At 45.6% G+C, this 23,140-nt stretch carries 21 protein-coding genes; 3 read left to right on the forward strand and 18 right to left on the reverse strand.

Annotated elements, in window-relative coordinates; translation table 11 throughout:
* Positions 1-8: 8 nt before the first annotated feature.
* The 4 genes from OL444_RS06140 to OL444_RS06155 form a co-directional block, all read right to left on the reverse strand.
* Positions 9-1,445: an SDR family oxidoreductase gene (locus tag OL444_RS06140; protein WP_264734108.1), complete on the reverse strand. Its 1,437-nt coding sequence runs from the start codon at positions 1,443-1,445 to the stop codon at positions 9-11.
* 132 nt (positions 1,446-1,577) lie between these two features.
* Entirely contained in the window at positions 1,578-2,282 is a 705-nt protein-coding gene (locus OL444_RS06145) for a LytR/AlgR family response regulator transcription factor (RefSeq protein ID WP_264734107.1), read from the reverse strand.
* 3 nt (positions 2,283-2,285) lie between these two features.
* Positions 2,286-3,365 carry a sensor histidine kinase gene (locus tag OL444_RS06150; RefSeq protein ID WP_264734106.1) on the reverse strand — a complete coding sequence of 360 codons (1,080 nt, stop codon included), beginning with the start codon at positions 3,363-3,365 and terminating at the stop codon, positions 2,286-2,288.
* Between the two features lie 24 nt (positions 3,366-3,389).
* A complete protein-coding gene (locus OL444_RS06155) occupies positions 3,390-5,417 on the reverse strand; it encodes a hypothetical protein (protein WP_264734105.1) in 2,028 nt (675 codons plus the stop codon).
* Between the two features lie 533 nt (positions 5,418-5,950).
* On the opposite strand from OL444_RS06155, the gene OL444_RS06160 reads away from it, so the two are divergent.
* Positions 5,951-6,283: a type II toxin-antitoxin system HigB family toxin gene (locus OL444_RS06160; protein ID WP_264734104.1), complete on the forward strand. Its 333-nt coding sequence runs from the start codon at positions 5,951-5,953 to the stop codon at positions 6,281-6,283.
* A 12-nt stretch (positions 6,284-6,295) separates the two neighbouring features.
* On the forward strand, positions 6,296-6,742 hold the full coding sequence (locus OL444_RS06165) for a helix-turn-helix domain-containing protein (protein WP_264734103.1): 447 nt from the start codon (positions 6,296-6,298) through the stop codon (positions 6,740-6,742).
* A 120-nt stretch (positions 6,743-6,862) separates the two neighbouring features.
* Here OL444_RS06165 and OL444_RS06170 read toward each other — a convergent pair whose 3' ends face one another.
* The 8 genes from OL444_RS06170 to OL444_RS06205 all read right to left on the reverse strand — a co-directional run bounded on the left by OL444_RS06170 (position 6,863) and on the right by OL444_RS06205 (position 12,298).
* Positions 6,863-8,410: an FAD-dependent monooxygenase gene (locus OL444_RS06170; RefSeq protein WP_264734102.1), complete on the reverse strand. Its 1,548-nt coding sequence runs from the start codon at positions 8,408-8,410 to the stop codon at positions 6,863-6,865.
* A gap of 40 nt (positions 8,411-8,450) precedes the next feature.
* Positions 8,451-9,284: a helix-turn-helix domain-containing protein gene (locus tag OL444_RS06175; RefSeq protein WP_264734101.1), complete on the reverse strand. Its 834-nt coding sequence runs from the start codon at positions 9,282-9,284 to the stop codon at positions 8,451-8,453.
* Positions 9,285-9,329: 45 nt separating this feature from the next.
* Positions 9,330-9,770 carry an NTF2 fold immunity protein gene (locus tag OL444_RS06180; RefSeq protein WP_264734100.1) on the reverse strand — a complete coding sequence of 147 codons (441 nt, stop codon included), beginning with the start codon at positions 9,768-9,770 and terminating at the stop codon, positions 9,330-9,332.
* A 114-nt stretch (positions 9,771-9,884) separates the two neighbouring features.
* A complete protein-coding gene (locus OL444_RS06185; protein ID WP_264734099.1) occupies positions 9,885-10,466 on the reverse strand; it encodes a YdeI/OmpD-associated family protein in 582 nt (193 codons plus the stop codon).
* A 9-nt stretch (positions 10,467-10,475) separates the two neighbouring features.
* Positions 10,476-10,856 (reverse strand): DoxX family protein, encoded by a 381-nt coding sequence (locus OL444_RS06190; protein ID WP_264734098.1) that lies wholly within the window; start codon positions 10,854-10,856, stop codon positions 10,476-10,478.
* Positions 10,857-10,862: 6 nt separating this feature from the next.
* The gene (locus tag OL444_RS06195; protein WP_264734097.1) at positions 10,863-11,327 is read right to left on the reverse strand and encodes an SRPBCC family protein; all 465 of its coding nucleotides are present in this window, start codon (positions 11,325-11,327) and stop codon (positions 10,863-10,865) included.
* A 5-nt stretch (positions 11,328-11,332) separates the two neighbouring features.
* Positions 11,333-11,656 (reverse strand): ArsR/SmtB family transcription factor, encoded by a 324-nt coding sequence (locus OL444_RS06200; protein ID WP_264734096.1) that lies wholly within the window; start codon positions 11,654-11,656, stop codon positions 11,333-11,335.
* 279 nt (positions 11,657-11,935) lie between these two features.
* The gene (locus OL444_RS06205) at positions 11,936-12,298 is read right to left on the reverse strand and encodes a winged helix-turn-helix transcriptional regulator (protein WP_264734095.1); all 363 of its coding nucleotides are present in this window, start codon (positions 12,296-12,298) and stop codon (positions 11,936-11,938) included.
* A 117-nt stretch (positions 12,299-12,415) separates the two neighbouring features.
* Here OL444_RS06205 and OL444_RS06210 point away from each other — a divergent pair, with 117 nt between their 5' ends.
* Entirely contained in the window at positions 12,416-13,300 is an 885-nt protein-coding gene (locus OL444_RS06210; RefSeq protein ID WP_264734094.1) for a PhzF family phenazine biosynthesis protein, read from the forward strand.
* A 247-nt stretch (positions 13,301-13,547) separates the two neighbouring features.
* Here the strand turns inward: OL444_RS06210 and OL444_RS06215 are convergent, their stop codons facing one another.
* From OL444_RS06215 to OL444_RS06240, 6 genes are all read right to left on the reverse strand, one after another.
* On the reverse strand, positions 13,548-14,615 hold the full coding sequence (locus OL444_RS06215) for a TlpA disulfide reductase family protein (RefSeq protein WP_264734093.1): 1,068 nt from the start codon (positions 14,613-14,615) through the stop codon (positions 13,548-13,550).
* Between the two features lie 23 nt (positions 14,616-14,638).
* Positions 14,639-16,147: a PKD-like family lipoprotein gene (locus tag OL444_RS06220; protein WP_264734092.1), complete on the reverse strand. Its 1,509-nt coding sequence runs from the start codon at positions 16,145-16,147 to the stop codon at positions 14,639-14,641.
* A 29-nt stretch (positions 16,148-16,176) separates the two neighbouring features.
* Entirely contained in the window at positions 16,177-16,935 is a 759-nt protein-coding gene (locus tag OL444_RS06225; RefSeq protein WP_264734091.1) for a DUF4843 domain-containing protein, read from the reverse strand.
* A gap of 39 nt (positions 16,936-16,974) precedes the next feature.
* Positions 16,975-18,411 (reverse strand): RagB/SusD family nutrient uptake outer membrane protein, encoded by a 1,437-nt coding sequence (locus OL444_RS06230; RefSeq protein WP_264734090.1) that lies wholly within the window; start codon positions 18,409-18,411, stop codon positions 16,975-16,977.
* Positions 18,412-18,421: 10 nt separating this feature from the next.
* Positions 18,422-21,733, reverse strand: coding sequence for a SusC/RagA family TonB-linked outer membrane protein (locus OL444_RS06235; protein WP_264734089.1), 3,312 nt, complete (start codon positions 21,731-21,733; stop codon positions 18,422-18,424).
* Between the two features lie 213 nt (positions 21,734-21,946).
* Positions 21,947-23,128 carry a FecR family protein gene (locus tag OL444_RS06240; RefSeq protein ID WP_264734088.1) on the reverse strand — a complete coding sequence of 394 codons (1,182 nt, stop codon included), beginning with the start codon at positions 23,126-23,128 and terminating at the stop codon, positions 21,947-21,949.
* Between the last annotated feature and the right edge of the window lie 12 nt (positions 23,129-23,140).

Here is a 23,140-nt window from a genome sequence, read left to right on the forward strand (position 1 = left end):
CGTGTATGCTACACCGTGACCGCCCGTTTCTGTCGTCCGATACGACGAATCATGCCAGGGAAAATAAAAGCATGAAAGGGCCACATGGCATACCAGTACAGTCTACCGGTAATGCCCCGGGGCCTGAAAACAGCTGTCTGGGTCAGTTGCTGACCGGTGATTTCAAAAGATAGCCATGCCTCGCCCGGTAGCTTCATTTCAGCATACAGGAGTAGTTGTTTATTTGCTTTATCTGCAAAAATAACCCGCCAGCAATCCAGCACATCGCCAGCAGCAAGCGTAGTATGGGTGGTGCTTGCTCTTCGCATACCTACTCCTCCTGCCAGTTTATCGATGAATCCCCGTAAGGTCCATAGCCAGTTAGCGTAGTACCAGCCATTACGGCCGCCGATGGCCCATATTCGTTCAGTCGTTTGCGGTATGTTTGTTACCTGTATTTTTCTTACATCTTTAAAACATCCTTCCAGCGGTACCTCTCTGTAATATGGGATACTTTTATCGGGTACCGGACTGGTCATTGTATCCTGCCAGCTCGACAATACCTGGTTTTGCGCAATTTTGTCGAATGCCAGTGATAGCGCGGTATCATAGGAAAGTAATTTTACTCCCAGCATCGCTGCTAATGAATTGGGCCGGCATATCATGTCGGTGGTCATACTCCTGGCCAGATTTAGTGCCAGCGGGAATGAGGCGGCCGTAAGCAGATACACCCACCAGGAGGAATAACGGAGCGTTAGCAGGGGTACTACCCATATCTTGCGGCGTAAGCCACGCACCGCTGCCAGACGCAATAGCATTTCTTTGTAGGTAAGGATATCGGTGCCGCCTATATCATAGCATTGCTGATAGGTAGTTGGTAACAATAATACACCTTGTAGTAATTCTACTACATTTCGAATCGCAATTGGCTGACACGTAGTATATACCCAGCGTGGCACAAACATGACTGGTAATTTCTCTACGAGACCACGCATGATTTCGAAGGAGGTGCTGCCGGAACCGACTATGATACCAGCCCGTAAAGTAGTTAAGGGGAAAGTGGCCGCAGCTAAAATGTGTTCTACATTTTTCCGTGATTGCAGATGTGCCGACAGATTTGTTTCATTGATAATACCGCCGAGATAAATGACCTGTTGTACTTTCGTTTGTTGCAACCGCTCCCGGAAATGCAAGGCAGCCGTTTCTTCCATGGCAGAAAAATTACCGGCGGCGGCCATGGAATGTAGCAGGTAGTAAGCCACATCAATATCCACGGGAATATTTTCAAGCGATGTTTTATCTGAAAAATTTACGGTGATCACCTTTACCTGATAGGGAAGGTATTTGTCTGCATTAAACCGTGTCTTATCACGAACACAGCAGATTATTTCATGTCCGTTTTCCAGTAAAACCGGAAGAAGTCTTTGTCCAATATAGCCAGTGGCGCCTGTCAGCAGGATTTTCATTTGAAGATATCTGCTGTGTAAAACAAAAAAGTGAGGAACTTGTTTAAAGCAACGAAAGTATCATGGATAAAGAATAATTTATCTGACCATTTGATAAAAGATGCGGGAGGCTTGCTACTCCTGACAATGCAACTAATAGATCTTATCTTTCATCCTGTTCATAAAAGCCTCCCGGTAGCTGGATCCTATGGGGATCACGGCGGTAGTATGTGCCAGATACACCGCGTTGTAATGGATCATGGTAATGTACTGGACAGCGAGTACGAAAGATTTATGTACGCGGATGAATTTGTCTGTCGGTAGCCGGGATTCCAATTCTTTGAGGGGTAATCTGGAGAGATGTTTGTTTCCTTCACGGGTAAGAAAACAAACATACTGTTTTTGTCCTTCCACATAGATGATATCTGCTATATTGATGCGTAGCAGTTTCCCTTTTTCATGGGCGTTCACGAAAATATAGTCGTTGTCCGGCCCATGGTTATCTTTCTGCAGATCCAGCAGTTTGCGGGTGCTTTTAAGAAAACGGGCGAAGGTGACGGGCTTAAGCAAATAATCAATGACATCATGATCAAATCCTTGTATGGCGTAGTCTTTATAAGCTGTCACCAGTATCACTTTACATCTTCCGTTCAGTAATTGAATAAACTCGATACCTGACATCTCCGGCATTTGTACATCCAGGAAAACTACCTCCACTTTTTGTTCAAATGCCAGTTGCAAAGCCTTCACCGGACTAGTGGCGGTACCTACCAGCTCCAGGAAACCGGTTTGTTCGATATGCATAGACAATAGCTCAATGGCATGCGGCTCGTCATCTACAATAATACAACGGATCATCTTTTATGGATTTATAGTTAACTCGGTCACATAATACTGGTCATCTTCCATCGTCTGGAACTGGTGCCTGGAGCCGTATACCAGCTGCAGCCGTTGTCTTACATTCGTCAGGCCAATACCGCTGGATAATTCTTTCACGCTTTTCTTTTTCTTATTCTGCGTATAGAACCAGAGTTTTTCTTTGGTTACTTGTATTTTTATATCGAGGGGGTTGTGTTCATCGTTTAGTTCTCCATGTTTGAAGGCGTTTTCCACCAATGTGATCAGTACCAGTGGCGGAATGCGAATATTCAGGTTGTCAATTTTTTCGGTGAAGCGGATCTTTAAATTGTTGTTGAAACGCATCTGGTTAATCTCAATGACATTTTTCAGGTGTTCCATTTCCGTGACCAGCAATACGACGCCTTCTTTATCGTCGTCCTGTTCAAGGGCATAACGCATGATCTCCGATAGCAGGTTCACCGCATGTGCTACTTCCTGATTATGCCGGACTGATTTGGTATAAATGAAATTGAGGCAATTAAATAGGAAATGAGGATTGATCTGATATTTGATGGCAGAGAGTTCTGCCATTAGCTTACCTTTTTCCATCTCCCTCAAACGGACCTGCCGGGCCCTTAATTCTATAAATATGGCTACGATCAGACTTATCAACAGGATAATGATGCCAATAGATAATTCCCAGAAACTATAGTCATACCTGCTGAGGTGTTGCCGGTCGCCTACTCCCCCTCTGATATCGAATACCCGGTAAAATTCATAGGTGGTCAATACAATGGCGAAAAGTATCAGCTGCAATAGTTTCGGAAGGACCACCCGGAAGGTGATCCTTTTTGTTTGTATGATGGGGAGAAATATCCAGTAGATCAGAAAATAATAGATGATCGTACACTTGATAATATCATGTACAATATTGATAACCCAGATATGTGGCGGGCCATAATTTTTATAAAGCGCCTCTCTTTCTGTTATGAATACAAGGCAGAACACCAGCGATGCAAAGGCAGTATAACAAATCAGAATGGCCAGCCATCTTACTTTGTATTTATGTGGAATTGAAAAGTTACCCTGGATCAATCGCATGGGCATATATATTTTCAGCAGTTCTTAAAAAGAGGCTCCCAGGCTGGCGAAGAAGCCGAAGTCTCCTTTGCTTGTCCAGGCCGCATCCATTCGTAATAACAGATGATTCTTAGGATAGAGTTGTTGGCGGAATCCTAATCCATAAACGGCCTTTATGTCGGATTGGTAGTCATGCAGAAAGTCAGCAGCTCCGTCGGCAGCCCCCGCAAATATAGTGTACCCGAATCTGGGATCAGCTACATTAAAACGGGATCTGTATTCTACCTGCGCAAAGGCCACCTGCCGGTCGATATAAAGATTCCGGTATATCCCGCGCAGTGCTTTGTCGGCGGTAAAGTATGGCAACATATAAAATGGAGGCTGCCCATTCCAGGTAATGTCAGCGGCTCCCTGTACTGCTATCTGACGGCCGTTCGCAGGATTACCCAGGGGGAAATATTTACGGAGGTCCGCTTTTATTTCATGATACCGGTAGTCTCCCACATCGGCCAGGCCGTAGTATAGATAGGTGAGTTGCAGGAATGCCCCTTTGGAAGGCGCCAGTATATTATCCCGGCTATCCAGTCTAAGGCCTGCACCCAGTCCGGCTGTCCAGCCACCTTCGACGCCAGCGGGTATCTTCGTGAGGTCCTTTTCAAACCTGGCGCGTTTGTTATGCCGGATGTCGTACACAATACCCAGCCCAAGTTGTTGGCCCAACAGCCGGTACACACCTCCGCTGAGCAGGAAATTATCGGCGATATAAGGTTGTTTGTTTTCCCTGCCGGCATCTTTGCCTATACCAAAGTAATAACTCTTGGCATGTATATTATACTGCAGGTCGGCTGCTATATACCAGCGCTCTTTCAGGTATTTGCTGAGGGAAAATTCCAGCAGCCACTGCTTACCACCGAAACCATGGGACGCTGATGCCGTCAGTAACGACGGCCGGTAATAAGGGGAGGTTCCCATGGGTTGTTCGATGGCGGTAAAGCCCAGCCCCAGTATAAAACCCGCTTCCGGAGAATAACCAATGATAGGCGAAGGAAACACTTCCAGCATGGGCGCCTGGTAGCGATGGAAATGGAGGTCCCCGCCGGGTATAGTTTGCAGCGCCACCTGCTGCGGAGCAGGCGCGGAAAGACTATCTCCTGGCGTATCGGCGATGCGCAGTGCTCCGTCCTGATCCCAGTAAGGAGTACCCTGTACATGATCCCGTTCGGCCAGCAATGTCTTTTCAGTGAGAGACCACACGTATAAGTTACCTTTCTTATCAAGACTAAAGAGGTATTTGCCGTCGGGCCGGTAACTCAGTGTCTGGATGGGGGCATTGTGTTTCTTGATCTCGACAAGAATGCTGTCATTACGGAGATCCCTTATCTGTATAATATTTTTAGTGGTAGTACTGGCATACATCGTAGGGGAAACGGGATCAAATTCCACCAGTTTTTGCGGCGCGCGTTCCCACAGTACCTGTGCTATTTTCAGGCTTTGGGCATTCATGATTTTGATCTTCCCCAGCACAGAAAACGCGATAAGAGAATCGTTGGCATTGAGGGAGAGATGGGGTGAAACAGCTGTCAGTGTTTGCTGCCGGCGTTTTTTCCAGGAGCCGGTATCGTACATCACCAGTTTGGAATCTATAAACGATTGTCGTTGTAACAGGTAGGCAGTTGTACCTGCATGATTAAACCCGGCAGCTACGGTCCTTAAAGGTAGCTTTGCCTCCTGCTGAAAGGTAGGCAGGTTGAGCTGATAGATATACGTGGATGCTGATTGGCCGGATGCCAGCAATCGCGTTCCGGAAGGATCGAAGGTCAGGAATGTGGGTGCCTGATGCTCTGGAAGCGAGAGCTGTCCCAGTGGGTAACCGGTGTGAAGTGCGCTGAACATTACGCCATCTTTCACTGGGTAGGCCATCTGCCTGGCGGAAGGAGTGATGGCTGCTGGCGTTGTTACGATATGCTGGCCACGGAGGGGGCCGGCCCAGCATAAAATGGACAGGAGGTTAAGCACCAGTTTGGTCGGAGCTGAACGGCCGGGTGAATAGAATGATAAACATCTGTTGATCATATGAATAAATTTAACGGAGGTAGCTGCCATACCAGTGTTGGGAAATGGCGTGCCTCCAGTGCATGGATATCATGTTGGCGGCCCAAAGCTATCTTACAGGAACGTACTATACAAAAGAATTGAACAAACGGGGGGAGAGATCGTACCAACGGGCTATTTGCCTGCATGAAAAATAAGGGGCGAGCGATACTGTTTAGACACATCGGAAAAGCATATACGCTGTTATATGCATACACTAACGATCAGTGCTGCTGCAGTGAACGAGTTTTGGGCGGAGTGTTAGTGATGAATCATTCGTTATCATTGCTGACTGATATCAGGTATATTGAATTTTGGTAAAACAGGAGAAAGTACTTATTTTCTACGTGCTTTTTAGAAAAGACACTCCTGGATTGAAAGCTTTCTCCCCAATCGTATTTACAATACTATCATAAGAATGATTGCATTAAAACCCATTAAGGGTTTGATTTATATATTGTTAATCCCGAATAATAAAAAAGTTCACAAAAAGTGAACAAATAACTATCTTTGTCATGAAAGTTCATCTGATCAGAAAAGAAACCATTGACGCATTTAAAAAGCACAATGCTCAAAGCAGGACCGCATTTGATGAATGGGTGATGAAGCTGAAATATGCAGACTGGAATGCGCCGGCAGATATACAGGCTACTTTTCCCAGTACAGATTTATTAGGAAATGGTTCAAATAGGGTGGTATTTGATATTGGTGGTAATCGGTATAGGATGATTGGGAAATATGCTTTCGGAGACAAACAGGTACATCTTTTTATTTGTTGGATTGGTACCCATGCAGCGTATGATACACTTTGTGATTTAGGACAACAATACCAGCAAAACAATTATTAAAATATACACTATATGGGAACCCTTAAATATAAAGTAATTACCAGCAAAAGTCAGTATAAAGCATACTGCGACGCATTGGAACAGCTTGTATTTGCCGGTGCTAAAGACCGGAATACAAAAGATGAGATAGCATTGCTCACGTTACTCATTGAAAAATGGGACGATGAACATATCTTAACTACTGCGTCAGATCCGGTTCAATTGCTGCATGCTTTCATGAGGGACCATGACCTGAAAGCTAAAGACCTGGTAACAATACTTAGCATCAGTAAAGGTTATGTTTCCGATATTTTGCATTACAAAAAAGGGCTTTCCAAAGAAGTGATCAGGAAGCTGGCAGACTATTTTAAGGTTTCTCAGGAAGCTTTTAATCGTCCTTATAAATTGAAGGGGCCTGATAATTCCCACCTGAAAAATGCTGCAGCTATGTATGCTAAGAAAAGAATGCCTGTTGCTTAATAGCTTATTTACAGCTATAAAACGACCTTACCGTTTCCTGTAAGGCCGTTTGGGTTTTATATAATGCCTCCCCAATGCTCATTAAGTCGCTAATCCGGAAGGAGGTATATCGTACAGGCGTCAGCCTTCTTCACCAACCCACCACCGATCAGCCGCTTGCTGAAGTGCGCTATAATCCGGATGACCGTCGGCAGCCCAGGCCACTATCCCATCCGGGCGTATCAGTACAGCACTCAGGCCCAACTGATTTTTTGCCGGGCCGGAAACATACTTTATCTGATCCGCATATTTACCCGCCCAGGTCTGGAGAGATGCCGCTGCATTAAAATCAAGGAGCATCCCCTGGCCATCGCGTAGGAGCGTTCCAATCCGGGTACCATCTTCCAGTTCAAAATCAGGAACGCTGTGACCTGCTAAAGGATGATCATTACCCCAATCGTAATGAGTATAAACACCCCATACCCGTCCTGCAACATAGGTGGCGCCATCGCGTGTATCTATCAGGTCACGGACAATGGCATATATTGCGCGTGCTTCCGGGGTCGGTTGCATAATGGCGACCTGGGCACGTGACCAATCCAATACCTGTGCTCCAATGGGGTATCGTTCGGTATAATAACTGTCCAGCAGGTCTGTGGGAGCTTGCTCCCGGATGACAGCGGCCAGTTTCCAACCCAGGTTCATAGCATCGCCGAGCCCCAGGTTAAGCCCCTGGCCGCCCAATGGTGCGTGAATGTGTGCCGCATCACCGGCTAACAGTATCCTTCCGTTCTGGTAGGTGGTAGCCTGCCGGGCCCGGTCTGTCCAGGTAGTGGCGATATGCAGGGCATTGATGGTGACGTCGGTGCCGGAAATACGGCGCAATACTGCTTGTACATGTTCAGCTGTGATGGGAGCTTTGGCATGATGAAATGCGCCGCCATCAAAATCCTGCATGATCAGGTAGCCGGGCTGGGATTGCAGGTACATACCTGTTGGCGTCACATTTCGGCCTGGTTTGAGTAGCTCAGGATTTGCGATGTCTACCAGCGTGGAGTAACCGGTAAATTCTGGTTCTGTACCGGCAAACTCAAAACCGCCCGCTTTGCGAATAACACTGCGGCTGCCATCGCACCCTACGAGCCATTTGCCGGAGAAAGACTGCTCACCGGATGTAACAGTTACGCCATCGGAAGTTTGATGAAAATCCGTAACGGGGAGACCTCGTTTGATATCAACACCTAATGCTGTTGCGCGGCAGTATAGTACGGATTCCAGTTCTGCCATTTCAGACAATAAAACAGGAGCAGTCTCACTGGGTAAACGATATTTCCATTGGGAGGTATCAATATTATCCTGGTAAAATACAATACCCGCGAAATGTCCTGCCTGCTGCCGTGCTTCGGTAGGAATGTTATGCGGTTTTTTAATGCGCTTATGTATATCCAGTTCTTGTAGTAATCCACGGCGATAAAGCGTTTCAATGGTAGGGGTAGAAAGCCCCCGCATCCCGAAAGGGAGCTCTTTTAAAGGGGAGTGTGGTTGCGCGACCTTTTCCAATATCAGGACGGAGCAGTTGGCCAGCGCCAGTTCGCAGGCGAGGAACAGCCCAACAGGGCCTGCGCCGGAAATAATTACATCGTAAGTAAAAGGAGGTTGTACGGATTGATATGCAGGTGTTGTGTTCATATAGCATGATTGAGACACAAAATTCCTGTATGTGCGGGTGCTAGTCTTGTATAAATGCGACAAAATTGCTGTTCACCGCCTGCTTCGCTTTGCGGGCTTTCCGGGCGAAGGCTGCTGGTGTGGTACCGCTGTAGCGTTTGAACTCCCGGCTTAGGTGAGATTGATCTGTATAGCCCAGTTCATGTGCCAGGCCGGCCAGGTTGGAATCCGGTTGAAGCCATAACTGGTTGCGAACCTGTTCAAAACGTATCAGGCCGGAGACGTCTTTTACGGTATAGCCGGAAGATTGTTTGAAGTTCCTTTCCAATGTACGAATGGTAGCATGGGCTGCTGCGGCCACCTCACTGACCGGCAGGGTACCATTTGCTTCCCGCATGGCAACTCCTGCTTTGAACAGCATACTGTCTACAGCAATATGAGACCGTGCCTGCAGACAAAACTGCTTTACGAGGTCCAATGCTTCCGCTATCTTATTTGCCTGCACTAATTCGTTCAATGCGGGTTGAAGCCGGGCTATAGGATGTTCAAATATGCGTACACTGTCTTTGCCGGATGATAGCCCCAGTAAATCGAATACCGTCCAGGGGTAACACCTGATAGCAATGATTTGCAAACGGTTTTTCGAGTTTAAAACAACCGGTTGGTTGAGCAGGCCCATGATAAATGGGGACGGTAATGGCTGCCATTTGCCCTGGTGAGCAATGTTACAGGCGCTTCCGAAGTGAAAGATTATTTCTGCATAACCATCGGGTAATACTTCAAAATCCGTTGGCTCAGTACCCAGCTCGCCGCTGTTATACCAAAAGCATTTGATAATGTCCCGTAGTGCTTCCGGGGGATCAAATTCCTGGTGTTGCATGTTAAATGGTAGCATATCCGCATGGATTAGAGGTAAGTAAACGGCTGATCATCTTAGATCTTACATGATCAGTGAACTCCATTTCTCGTTATTATACCATTTGTATTTTACGTTGTCAATTTTCCAGTCATCGCCTTCTTTATGCAAAACAAAAAGATATTCAGCATCGAAGTTATTAGCTGTCTTGAAATAAACTTCCGCTTTACGTTTTGATTTGAAATTTACCTGTCCTGCCGTTTCCGCTGTGATGCCGTCGTATTTTGGAGGATAGCCATAGGAAGTGGCTTTACCGCCATAAACCCTTCTTTTATCCGTGGCATATTGTTGAAAAACGGGATCGTATGCTTTTCTGTAGACGGCAAAGTAATCTATTGTGCCTGCCTGGTCGTTTTTTTGCAAAGCCATCATCTGGTTTTCCAATTCGTTCATTGCAGTAGCATACGCTTTGGCAATTTGAATTAAATGATTTTCTACATCAGCATTATTTTCCGGAAGCTTCATTTACTAAAAATTGTTTGTTGGTAAGAACGGGTACGAATATACCAGGCAATGGCTGTTGCCGGGCCAGGTAATCCCGGAATATGATACTATAAAGGTAAGCTACTGTGGTTACTTTTATTCATCATTTAGTCCCTTTCCATCCAGGATTTGCGGAATACATTTTTCAACCCGTGATGTCCGGGTTTTAGATTGTTTGGGAGCTGAGAAATAAAGATTGTAAGCTCTTTGCCGGCCTGGTGTCAGTGCTTCAAAAGCGGCTTTGAAATCAGCACTTTTATCTAATTGCTGTTGGAATTCTTCCGGAAATACCAATTCTTTTTTTGCTTTGAAATCCACTTTCAACCCGGCTTCCTCCACTTCTACTGCTTCATAGATATAGGCTTTTATGGCAGCTGCCAGTTTCTTTATTTCAGCAAGACGGGTGAACCGGATCTGGCGTGCCGCCTGTACGTTTTCGCTTTGCTGGATAAGGATACCCTTGGGGTCCTTTAACAAAGCGCCTTTCGGGAACAGAATGGCACAATACTCTTTAAAGGCATGTATGAGTACGATGTTACTTTTACCAAAGGTGTAACAGGGAACGCCCCATTTCAATTCTTCGGTCAGGTGGCAGTCCAGCACAATTGTCCGTAACAGTTCCTGTTCCTGTTGCCACTTTTCGGCTTTTTTAAAATAAAAATCGACGGAAGGATTCATGCTGTTTACTTATTGGTACGTGGAAATGGTTTTTCTGTCTGCCGGTCTGAAATACCAGGATAACCCAGTAAGGACAAGTAACAATAAAGAAGGAAATATGCCATTAGGATTACCTGCAGCTATATGCGAAAATATCGCACCCGACATCGCAAAGAAAAAGCCTGCATAGGCCCATTCCTTCAGTAAAGGGAATTTAGGAATCAGTACCGCAATTACGCCCAGTAATTTCCAGATACCCAGTATGATCAGGAAATAAACAGGGTAACCTAGTTGTGCAATCAGGTCTGTTTCCGATTTCATTTTGAGTAACTGCACGATGCCGGTAGATGCCATGCCTAATGAGAGCCAGAGTGTAGCAATCCAATAGATGATTTTGTTTCGCTTGGTCATGAGGTGTTATTTTAGTTTGCTTACGACGTTTTGTAATCGGTTATGTGCCATGTTCATGCCTTTTGCCATGCCTATTTGCAGGTATTGATCCCGTTGTGCAGCAGATCTGTATATGATGTGCATCGTGAGTTTGCTGGTATCTTCGGTCAATGATTCAAATTCGAGGAACTCGAGCTGAACGCCCATGGATGTATTGGCCATTTCGAATGTGCGGGTAATTTTCTGGTTGGGAATAAACTCGTGGATCACGCCATTCAAACCAAATTTATTGCCTTTAGGATCGGTTGTTTCAAAATGGTAACTGCCGTGCTTTTCATTCTCCAGTTTCAATACTTTTGTACCCATCCATTCCTCAATGATTTCAGGAGTTATATATGCGGTGAAAAGTAATGCCAGCGGCAAATCAAATTCCCGGGTAATGATTAATTCCTGCTTGTTGTCTGTGGCAGTGACTTTGGTTTTCAGTTCCATGTTGGCTACTTTTTTGATTGATATTTTTTCATAATGCTTTCCAGTTTATTAAATCTATCATCCCACATTTTGCGGAATGGCTCAATAAAATCTGCTACTTCTTTCATTTTGGTGGCATTGATATAGTAATAGATTTCCCTGCCGTTTTGTTTTTGTTCCAGCAATTCACATTCCGTGAGTATCTGGAGATGTTTGGAAACGGTGGGTCTGGCCGTGTCGAAGTTGGAGGCTATAGCGCCTGCTGTCATGGCTTGCGAAGCCACCAGCAACAATATAGCTCTCCTTGTAGGGTCTGCTATAGCTTGGAATACGTCTCTTCTTAGATTCATTATGTAGCTATTTGACTACAAATATATGCGTAGTTATTTGGCTACGCAAATTTTTTTTCTGATTTTTCAAATGATTTCTTTTTCGGAGAACTATAAGTTGGAATGGTATCGGCCATTGATACGCCAAATTTGGAGAAGGGAAAAGGAAACTGACTACAGAAGTATTGTATAAGCATAACACGCTACCAGCATCCGGCTCACATCCACATAAGCAGCATACAGGGCAGGTATGGAATACGACAAGGCAGGGTAATGCTATCACCAGGAAGTCAGCGTAGTTTAACGCTGCTGTATTATCTTTTGGCGATGATTTAATCCCCAGCTGACCAAACTTTCTGTAACCGGAAAAACACTTTTACCATAATCGGTTATCGCATATTGCACAGTAATCGGTTTGGTATTCAACACTGTACGACAAACAAGGAGATTCAGCTCCAGATCCTGTAACTCCTTTGACAACATTTTAGCAGAGATACCCTCAACACTCCGTTGGATTTTTTTGAATGTATTGGTTTCGTTGATATGATTATTCAGATGGCGCATGATTCTTAACTTCCATTTTCCGCCCAATACTTCCAGGCTGTCGCGAATAGCATTTAGCTCTTGTTCGCAGGTGGCTTCCTGCATCTTTTGATCTTTCATTTACTGATTGGTTGATAGTTAACAAAAGGTTACCGGTTACCAGGAGTTAACCCATAACTAAAGTAAACTATTCCGCTCTAATTTTGAATCATTTCAAATCAATATAACAAAAAACAAATGGAAAAACTGGATTACTATGTGTTAGATGTCTTTACAGATCAGCGATATAAGGGAAATCAGCTATCGGTAGTGCGTATCGAAAACGAATTGACGATGGAACAGTATCATGATATTTCCCGTGAATTTGGTTACTCGGAAACATCTTTCGTCCATTATTCAACAACGCAAAATGCTTTCAAAGTGAGATCATTTACACCTGCAAAGTTTGAAGTTGCTGGTGCCGGCCATAACCTGCTTGGAGCGGTTTGTCTGGCATTATTGAAAAAATGGGACATTTTCCGGGATCAGGGAGAACAGCCATGGGTAATGATTAAAGACACAAAAATACCACTAAATATTACCATGGAAAACGGATTGCCTTACGTGGCCATGAAACAAAAACCGGCGGAAATAATCGGGGAGGTACCTGCTGATATCATTGCTGAAGCAATAGGGTTGCATATAGATGAACTTGTATTGAATGGTTGGGCAGTTAATATTGTGCAAACAGAAGTCCCGCATTTAATGATCCCCATAAAAAATGTAGCGGCACTTCAAAAAGCTGTTTCACATAAATCTTTATTGAAAACGATATCCGAAAATTTCGGTTTTGAAGGCTGTTATTTATTTACGACAAATGGAGCAGATGAAAAACACCCCGTAGAAACCCGGTTTTTTAATCCTGGAATGGGCATTGATGAAGATCCGGCTACAGGTACGGCTGCCGGACCATTGGCCGGATATCTTGAAATGTATGGATATATCAAAAAAGACCAGGACTATCTGATCCTGCAAGGGAAATACGTAGAACATCCCTCCTCCATTCGCGTGAAGGTAGTTGACGATGGAATTTGGGTGAGCGGGTCGGCTATCATTGTAATGGAAGGTGCGATTTATATTTAAATATGTAGGGCGCATATTATGATCGGATAGCATCTTCTTGCTTAGCTGAGACATTGGCTGAACAACCAGGCCCCGATATTGATAATCCCCTGCCGCAGCAGATTGGAACAGGTTATCCGGGACTGGATCCTGTGCGATTGTATTCTCAGATAACCGGTAAGGTTACTGACGGGGTTTTACGCAACAAAAAGCCGCAACAGGCTTTTTTCCTGTGCGGCCTTTTTAGCTATCAACTCAACAGACATGCTTATTTCAGGAACGTCTCCAGTTTATTCAGCTCCTCTCCTGTCAGATTGGTAGCAATGATTTTTCCTTCCGGGTTGATGAGGAAGTTCTGAGGGATGTATTGAATCGCATATTTTTTAGCCCCTTCTGCATGTTCCGGGTCCAGGGAAGACAAATGTTTCCAGGGGAGCTTATCCGCTTTAATAGCCTTAATCCACTCCGTTCTGGAGTTATCCAGGGAAACGCCCAGCACGGTGAAGTTCCGGTCTTTATACTTGTTATAGGCAGCCAGTACGTGTGGGTTTTCCTGCCGGCAGGGGCCACACCAGCTGGCCCAGAAATCCAGCAATACATATTTACCCCGGAAGGAATGCAAAGAAACGGCTACTCCGGCGGTATCCTTTTCGGTGAAGTCTGGCGCCGTCTGACCTACCTGCAGTAGTTTAGCCTGTTCTACCAGTTTGGTAAACGCCTGTCCATCTGCGGAATTTTTTAACACCGGTGACAAGGTATTGAACAGTTTTTCTTTCAGCGCTAACCCGGTGAGTCCGCCTACTTCATTCCGTACCAGGTTCAGACTGATGATGGAAGCAGGATGTGCTTTGATGAATGCTTCCAGTATGGCGTCGCGGCGTAACATGACTGCTTCATAGGTATTTTGTGTTGTATCCTGCTGCTTGGCGGATACCTTGCTGAGCGCATCTTCCAGTTGCTGGTTCTCTTCGTTCAGGGTGGTACCTGTTACCACCAGCTTCCGGGTAGAATCAACATTGGCAATATTAATATTGCCTGCTTCCAGGTAAAAACCGGTTCCGAAAGGCCGGGATGCTTTTCCCTTGGCAGGAGGAAAGGTGATATAAATAAAAGCCTTCGCCGGTTGGGCCACCGTACCCGACAATACGAACTGTCCGTTGCTGATCTTTGCAGAATCATGCACTTCCTTACTGTTAAGTCTATACGTAATATGTGCCCATGCCGGATTACCTGCCAGGCGCAGATGGCCGGTAACCTTATATGGCTGGGCCGCATAGGCGATCCCGGTAGTAAGTGTCAGTAATAATAACAACACGTTGGTTTTGATTTTTTTCATTTGTAGGATGTTTATGTGAATAACTATCTTTCCCGGTAGGCAATACCGGATACTTTTCCCATGCCTTTGTAAGACTGAAATAATTGCAGGGCTGCATTGATGTCTGGTACTGTATACAAATCAAAAGCGCCGGAATTGTCCGGATTACCCGGACTATACGTGCATATCAGCAGTTTTTTGCTGAGGGTGGTATAGGTTTTCGCATTGAGCGCTGCCGGATAAGTAGAGGCAAAAGGTTGAAATTTCATTACCGTCACTTTCCTGTTGCCATAGTCCTGCATGAGGAAAGTACTTTTCAGTGCCGGATCATATTCATAAACCTTGCCCCCCACATTGTAAAACAGGTAACCCTGATCCGGGCTTACGGCAAATTGCTCCGCATGGATAATATCATCGCCTGTTATCTCTGCGAAATAGTTTTGTTTACCGGCAATGGTAAAACGTGCCAGATAACGTTTATTGGTGGCCGTATTTTTCAACACAGCGAATACTTCTCCGCTATTGAAAGGCACATAGTTGCTATACAATAGTTCCATCCCGGTGCTGAAATCAAAAAGACTGCCCGTTGGTAAAGTCAGACAGGTAGTACCAAAACCGGGATACCGTAAAAATGTTTTATTGTCTTCATTAAAAATGATGGCATCACCACCGCTATAGTTATAGCCTACCCAACGGGATGCCTTGAAGAGCGCAGTGCCTGCGTCCTGTGTATTTACCGGGTCGGTAACAGATTGGGAGCTCATCGGATAAATCCGTTTATTCAGATAAAGCAGTCCACCATAGGATTGTAAATACAGGTTGGCATCTGTCCAGTCTGTAATGGGTTCCGACACACTCATGAAATTTTTTAAATCGTAGGATGGCCGATAGTCGAGGGTATCCAATCCAAGTAATACGGCATTTTTGCTGGTACCGAGAAATATGGCTACGGTTCCATTGGCAGGACCGCCGATATAGGAATTGTGGGTAGCTACAAAAGCGGGCTTACCGATGGTCTGAAAAGCGGAATGCATCGTTCCCAGGATATCACGATATAGGGTATCGAGCGTACCTTTATGGGAAACCATATCCAGCCGGCTGTTGCCATTCTCCATATCACATAACAGCAACCAGCCTTCATAACTGGGAGATCCTACGTTCAGATAAAAATAGCGATCGTTGAATACACCGGTTCTTTTATCGGTGACCCGGTAATACATGTAATAAAAGCCATACTTCAGGGAGATAATAGTATCGAGATTTCTGGTATTCGCCAGCACGGATGGTTTCATCGTATAACCTACCAGATGATCGGCTACCCAGGTGTAGGTATAGTTGGCGGTATCTTCCTTCTCATTTGCTGACATTTCCAGCTGAGGTCTGATCGTGAGCCGGGTTTGGTAATCCACTATATAGATGGAATCGATGCCGCCAATTTTTATACGGTTGACGGTATTGTAATGGTAGTTTCCTTTATCCTTCATACAGGCGGTAAACAGTGCCAGTACTATCAGTAAAGCATAAAATAGCGGTAGTTTATGGCTGTTGGGCATATCTTTCTAAAGTATACGATGAACAAATATTATTGTACTGAGGGGCCCATCTTCATCTCCGTGCCATCCTCTTCCCGGATGGTATTCCCGGCTTTCTGCTGGTCGTTAAGATAGGTCTGGAATTGTTTTGCAAAATTCTTCAACTGGGTAGCCGTGTAAATACTGCCTGTATAAAATCTGGTCAGTACCAGTGAACGGTTCGCTGCGAACAGCGTTAGTTTCTTCCGGGAAAAAGTACCCAGCGCAGTTGTATTAGCCGCCCAGTTGTCTGGCTCTGGCAGCTGGTCTGATATAATGATCCGCAGGTTAATGGCAGATATCACATTGGCCGCTGCAGGATTGTATACCGGCATATTGGTTTCAAAATTATTATTGGGTACCAGTTTCAGGAAGAGGGTACATGATTTTTCATACAGGTCTGCCGGACGTAATATCTTTACCAGCACCTGTTTCTGGTTGCTTCCCGCGGGGATGATCAAACTATCGCTACCGGGTAAACGATAATGTTTGCCGGCAACAGCAGTCGTTTGTGCTTCATCCGTGAGCATACTGAACGACCGGTTTTCGGGGGCTGTTCTCCCCATCAGCTTCACATAAAACCGGGCCGTATCATCCGCGGCCGTCTTCCGGAAAGCAAAGTTGATTTGAATGGTATCATAATTATTACTCCCTGATCCCGGATAAGAAAAATAGACGTTGTTCTCCCCCTGGTAGCGCATCAGTTCACTTTTTGAACAGCCTGTCATCAATCCGGCCAGTATGGTTACGTATAATAGAAAAACTTTCATGTGATGGTATTAAGCGATTAAAGATGAAGCACCACGGGTTTACCGGAAGCTTGTTTCAGAAAGTGGCAGCGGCACCACATACTGTGTTGCTGTCATCGTAATGGTCCCATTGGCAGCAGCGCCATTACGGATAGCAGATTGGTTGGTCCGTTTATAATAATAGAACAGCTGGCCTTCTCCCCAGAATTCTTTCTGGTATTCTTTTGTAAGCAGTTCTTTTTTATTGCCATTGATGGTAGCCGGAGACAGTCCTCTGTTCAGCCGCACCGTATTCAGCAGGGTAGTTGCTTTGTTGTCGTCCGTTTCGCATTCAATAGCGATGTAATACAGTTCGGAACGTCGGATCAATGGTTGCAACTTTCGGTACACCGCATTTTTATCGAGGATATCGGCATACTTGAAAAATGTTTTATCTGTTTTTGTGGAAGTTCTGTCTATACTGAAATTGGTCCGGTACCGATAGTCGTTGTCGTAGTTCTCATATACAGCAGTCAAAACTTCCGGTAGAGGGGCCAGCAGGCTGGTGCTAAGGCTGGCAGCGAAGTTACTGGTCTGTGTGGTATACATACCGGCATTTTCGAGGCCCAGGATCACTTCCGAAGAAAAGATTCTGTCGGGGTTGGGAATCCCTGCTACAGAAAGGGCGGCAGGGCTCCAGGGAAACCAGGTGGATGTTTCGTTGATCAATGTAGTAGCGGCTTCCAGTGCAGCTGGCTTATCCTGTTTGTATAAGAGCACCCTGGCTGTCAGTGCTCTCACAGCGTAATAATTCATGCGGCGGTTGCGCATGCTGAAAAAAGCATCCTCTCCGGCGCCCGCTGTTTTTATACCGTTGGTACGTACCGGATCTTTGTCCAGTAGCTTTACTGCGGTTGTCAGGTCTTCCAGCACATTGGCCACAACGGAGGCCGCAGACAGCAATGTTTCAATCTTTGATGCCGGTGTACGCGGATAGGGAATTACCGGCCTGGCGGCATCCATGGCGTTTAAAGGACCAAACAACCGCAACATATCAAAGGCTATAAATGCCCGCAGCCCATATGCTTCTCCCAGCATCAATGCTTTTTCCTCTTCACTTAATACTTTATTACCGGCTTCCAGGTTGGCTATAAAAAGGTTGATGTTAAGGATGGCTGTATAGGCGTTGTTCCAGATGTCGGTAGTACGCTTCATGGTAGCAGCATCGGTATACTTATAGGTAGCAGTGGTATAATAAGGATGTCCGCTGTTGCCGGTATTGTAATATTGGGCCAGTACATCCAGGGTAGTGGAGCTGAGATTCTCCCCATATAAGACCGGTTTAGCCAGATTCAGGTAAATGCCGTTCAGCACATTCCGGATAGACACCCGGCTGCTGTAGACCTGATTTTCCAGAAACTGGTCTTCCGGTTGTACATCCAGGTATTTGGTGCAGGATGTCAGTACTCCCGCAATAGTCATCAATATTAATAGAAAAAATGATTTTGGGTATCGCATGCTAAATAATTTAGAAGAAAACATTTACACTGAAAGACACGGCATTACTGAACGGATAATCAATCCCTCTTTCCGAACGGATATTAGACAACCGGAAAATATTGTTCATATACCCATTCACACGGATAGATTGCAGCCTCAGTTGTTTCAGCCAGCGGTAATTGTAGGAACGGAATTCATAGCCTACATTGATGGATTCACCAGTGAGGAAATTTTCCTGCTGAATAAAGCGGGAAGAGAGCGGCGTGGTTTCTGCAATACTGATGCCTTTGAACTGTGCTTCATCTCCCGGTTGTTTCCAGCGCAGCTCCAAGGCCCGTTTATCCTGGTTGTTCTTTAAGCCTGCATAGCTGATATTCTCTACTTTATTATACAGGGCTGTATTGAAAATATAAGCGCCGACACTATAGCGAAGATTAATGCCCAGCAACCATCCTTTAATATTCAGATTAGAACTGATGACCCCTTCTATCGCCGGTCTGCCATTGCCGATCGGTATGATGTCAGTGGGATCATATACCAGTGTTTTTTCTCCATTCTTTTTCCGGAATACTTCTTTGCCCGTAGCCGGATCTATACCCAGTGAAGCCACTGCCCATATTTCATCCGGGCTATACCCATCCAGATAGCGTTGGAGTGAGTTGGACTTCTGCGCCGCGTCATTCAGATTTTTAAGGATGTTGGAAAAACCTTCATACCTGCTTTTATACAAACTCCCGGTATAACCGATCGTCCAAAGGAGGTTTTTATCCGGCCGGTAAATGGGAGAATAGCGGACGATCGCTTCTACGCCTCTTGTACGCAGATTACCTACATTGAGCGTGTAGGTAGACACACCGGAAGACGCAGGCAGCGATCCGTTTGCAATCAAAGGTTTCGACAGCTTTTCATAGGCATTGATGGTAGCAGTCAGCCGGTTATTCCATAAAGCGGCATCGAGCCCTACACTGATAGTTTGCGTTTTCTGCCACTCCAGCAATGGATTACCCAGCTGGGTCATATACAGCCCCTGACCAAAAATACTGAGGTTGTTTTCATAACCGTACACAGAAGTAGAGGCATAGCTGCCTAATGCCTGATTACCGGTGGTACCTATGTTTCCCCTGATCCGGAGCATATTTAACCAGGTGACAGCTGCCAGCATTTTTTCGCTGCTGAGGTTCCAGCCCGCGCCGATGGCCCAGAAAGGAGTATATTTATTTTCCGTACCAAAGGAAGTCGAACCATCTATCCTGAAATTGACATCTACAAAATAACGGTTATCATAAGCATAGTTGATGCTACCCAACGCATTCACTTTTCTGATGGTTGTTTTGTGGTATTCCGGTTTGGAATCCTGCAGAAAACCATAGGCAAAAGCAGGGTTGGGATTCACGCCTTCCGGAAAACCCGTAGCCGTGTAGGCCGATACCGTCTGGCTCTGCTCCTGTATTTCTGAACGCACATTCCCAGTGAGGCTATGTACTTCGTGAAAAACTTTTCTGTACGTTACCATGAGGTTAGCCTGGTAACTCATATTGTCTACGCGGGTATCGGTGTATTTTCCTTTCCTGAACAGACTTACGGTATCGAATTGGGTGTTTGCAGCAGGAATAAAGTTGATGCCTTTGGTAACGCCTTTATTTACCTGCAACCCACCGGATATGCGCCAGACAGGAGTCAGGTCATAAATAAAACTCAGGTTGTTCTGTATCTCCAGGAGGTTAAGATTGTTTTTTGCATGCAGATTGGCATTATAAAGCGGATTACCTACTTTAATGGTATCAGGCATAAAAGAGTTCCTGTTGATCAGGTATGTTTCCAGATACCGGTCTGTATTTACACTCCCATCTGCTCTTTTTTTCTGATAGTAGGGATTGATGTTTACAAAATCCTTAAATGAACCATAAGGAGATTCATTGGCATTGGAACCGTTTACATACAGCTGATTGGAGATATTCAGTTTTTTCTTACGATAGGTGAGGTCTACTGTTCCGCCCCATGTACTTCTGTCGGAGCCAATCATTACGCCACTGAGGTTGCGGTAATTCAATCCGATACCATATTGAAATTCGGCGCTGCCACCGCTGGCACGTACAGAGTGGCCGCTTGTAAAACTATTGCGCAGCGGCACATTCAGCCAGTAACTGTTTACGCCGCTGCGTACAGCTGCCAGCCGCTCGTTGTAGAGATTATCATTGGCAATAGGAGAGGTTTGATTGTCTACTTTGTACAAGCCGGCCAGCCGCTGGAATTCCAGGTTTTCTGCAGCATCCATCATGTTGTAATCCCGGAGATCAGGAATTTCCCAGCGTAAGTCTGCTGTATAGGATACCCGCAGTTCTCCCGGTTTGGGTTGTATGGTTTCCACAACTACTACCCCATTGGCAGCCCTGGAACCATACAGCGCAGTAGAGGCAGCATCTTTGAGCAGGGTAATGGAAGCTACCCGGTTAATGTCCAAGTCAACGATCTGACGCAGGGTAGCCTCCATGCCATTCAGAATAAATAATGGTTGGTTAGGATCGTTTGAAAACTGGTCTCTTACGGTACTGGAAGATAAACTCGTTTTACCCCGCACTTCAATATTGGGTAGCTGATTGGGATTGGAACCCATTACATTATTGGGGGCAATAATAAAAGAGGGGTCGAGTGTTTTTAAACTCTCCAAAGCATTCAGGTTGCCGATCTGCCGTAACTCTTTTCCGGTGAAAGTAGCAATGGCGCCGGAAAAGGTGAGCTTATTCCGGTTAAACATCCCTGTACTGACTTCTACATGTTTTATTTCAACAGCAGCTCTTTCCAGTTGTATCACCTGAAAAGGTTCCTTCCCTACTTTCAGTTCCAGCGGCTTAAAGCCAACAAATGTCACTACGACACTTTTTTTGTCATCCGGTATATGGAGACTGAAACTCCCGTCCGGCATGGTAGCTACGCCAATACTGGTACCTTTTACCACAACGCTGGCGCCATATAGCGGCTGACCATTTTTGTCCGTTATCCGGCCTCTCAGCAATACGGGAGGTGTATCCTCCTCTGTTGTCGCCTGCCGGCTGGTACGCTTTATTACAATGGTATGGTTATCCTGGATACCATAAGTAAGTCCGGAGCCAGCCAGGCATTCCCGCAATACCGTTGTTACCGGTTTGTTGACAACATCTATGTCAAAGAATTTATCTGCCGGTAACATATCATTGTTGTAAACAAATACATAGCCTGTCTGTTTCCGGATCTCTCTGAATACCTGCAACAGGGTGGTACGCTTTTTTGAAATCGTTACCTGTGAAAAGCCGTTTACAGTTAGCTGTAAACAGATCATCATTAATAAAGCCGTAAACTTCATGTTAAATAATGGTTTGGTCTTTGGTCTGCACGCATACTGCAGACAATAGTGATAAAGTCACAAATGCATCATCTGTGTAGATCCTGGTTGTGTGTTATTTGTTTTTCCCTTGTTGACTATCCGGTTGCTTTGCCTGCAGTGCAAAGCAATCCCTCTCCCCGTGTGCCGGAAGAATGATTTTTTAAACGGTCTTGTTTAGTTATTATTCAGTGCTCAATATGCTTTGAATATGTGCCCTGTATGGCTGAATCTGACAGCTCCCGTACCTGATAACAATGACAATACATCCTCAATAGATGCCGTACGTGCAATGACTGCGCTGAACTTCAGCGATAGCACAGCCGGATCAGCTTCAAAATCTACATTATACCATCTCGACAACAAACGTAAAATATTAGCCAGCCTTTCTTCTTCAAAATCAAAGTAGCCATTCTTCCAGGCAATCGCCTGTTCAGCATCCACCTGGTGTACCGGAATATAGGCAATTGCGCTGTTGTGCGCGATTACTGTCTGCTGGTCTGGCTTTAGTATGACACGCGCGTTGCACCCACAGTGTTCCTCTTTTACCGCCACCTGTACCTTACCTGATAGCAACGTGGTTCTGGTAACGCCTTCGTCTTCATACGCATTGATATTAAAATAAGTACCCAGTACAGTTACTTCCTGATGTGGCGATACGACTACGAAAGGCATATCAGCCGCACTATTCCCCACAGTATTCACCTCCAGGTATACTTCTCCTGTGATTTCCACCCTTCTCTCCTTTCCGGTAAACGCCACCGGATACCGGATCGAGGAAGCGGCATTCAGCCACACCTTTGTACCATCCGGTAACGATACCTGAAACTGTCCGCCACGCGGCGTGCTCAGGGTATTGTAACTAATGGCGGCAGCATCTCCTTTTACATCATATACCAGTTGTCCGCCCCGCTGTTTCACAGCTGTAGGACCCTGCTGTAGTATTTGATTGCCGGCACTATCCAATGCTACCGTTGCGCCATCACTCAGTGTCAATATTGCTTTATGGGTACCCGGTACTACCGTATGCGGGACAGCCATTGATAGTGCAGGTGCCTGAGCAGCTGGTTTGAGCCAGAAGTAGGTACCCGCTGCCAGCAGACATAAAACGGCAGCTGCAGCAGCATACCGCTTCCAATTGTTCACCGTTCTAACCGGCCGGTTATATCGTTGTATCACATCAAAGAGCTCCTCACGCAATGTAATGTCCTCTTCCACGTCAACGGGTGTTGCCAGCGCATCATCCACCACCTGCTCCAGTTCAGGCAAATGATGCCCGTCCCGGATCATTCCGAAGAATTGATCTTTCTCGGCTGCTGTGATGGAATTAGTCAGGTATTTATCCATTAACTGATGGAATCTCCCGGGAGGGCGCATAACGGTTGTGTT

The organism is Chitinophaga nivalis, from assembly GCF_025989125.1.
GTDB classification, from domain to species: Bacteria; Bacteroidota; Bacteroidia; order Chitinophagales; family Chitinophagaceae; genus Chitinophaga; species Chitinophaga nivalis.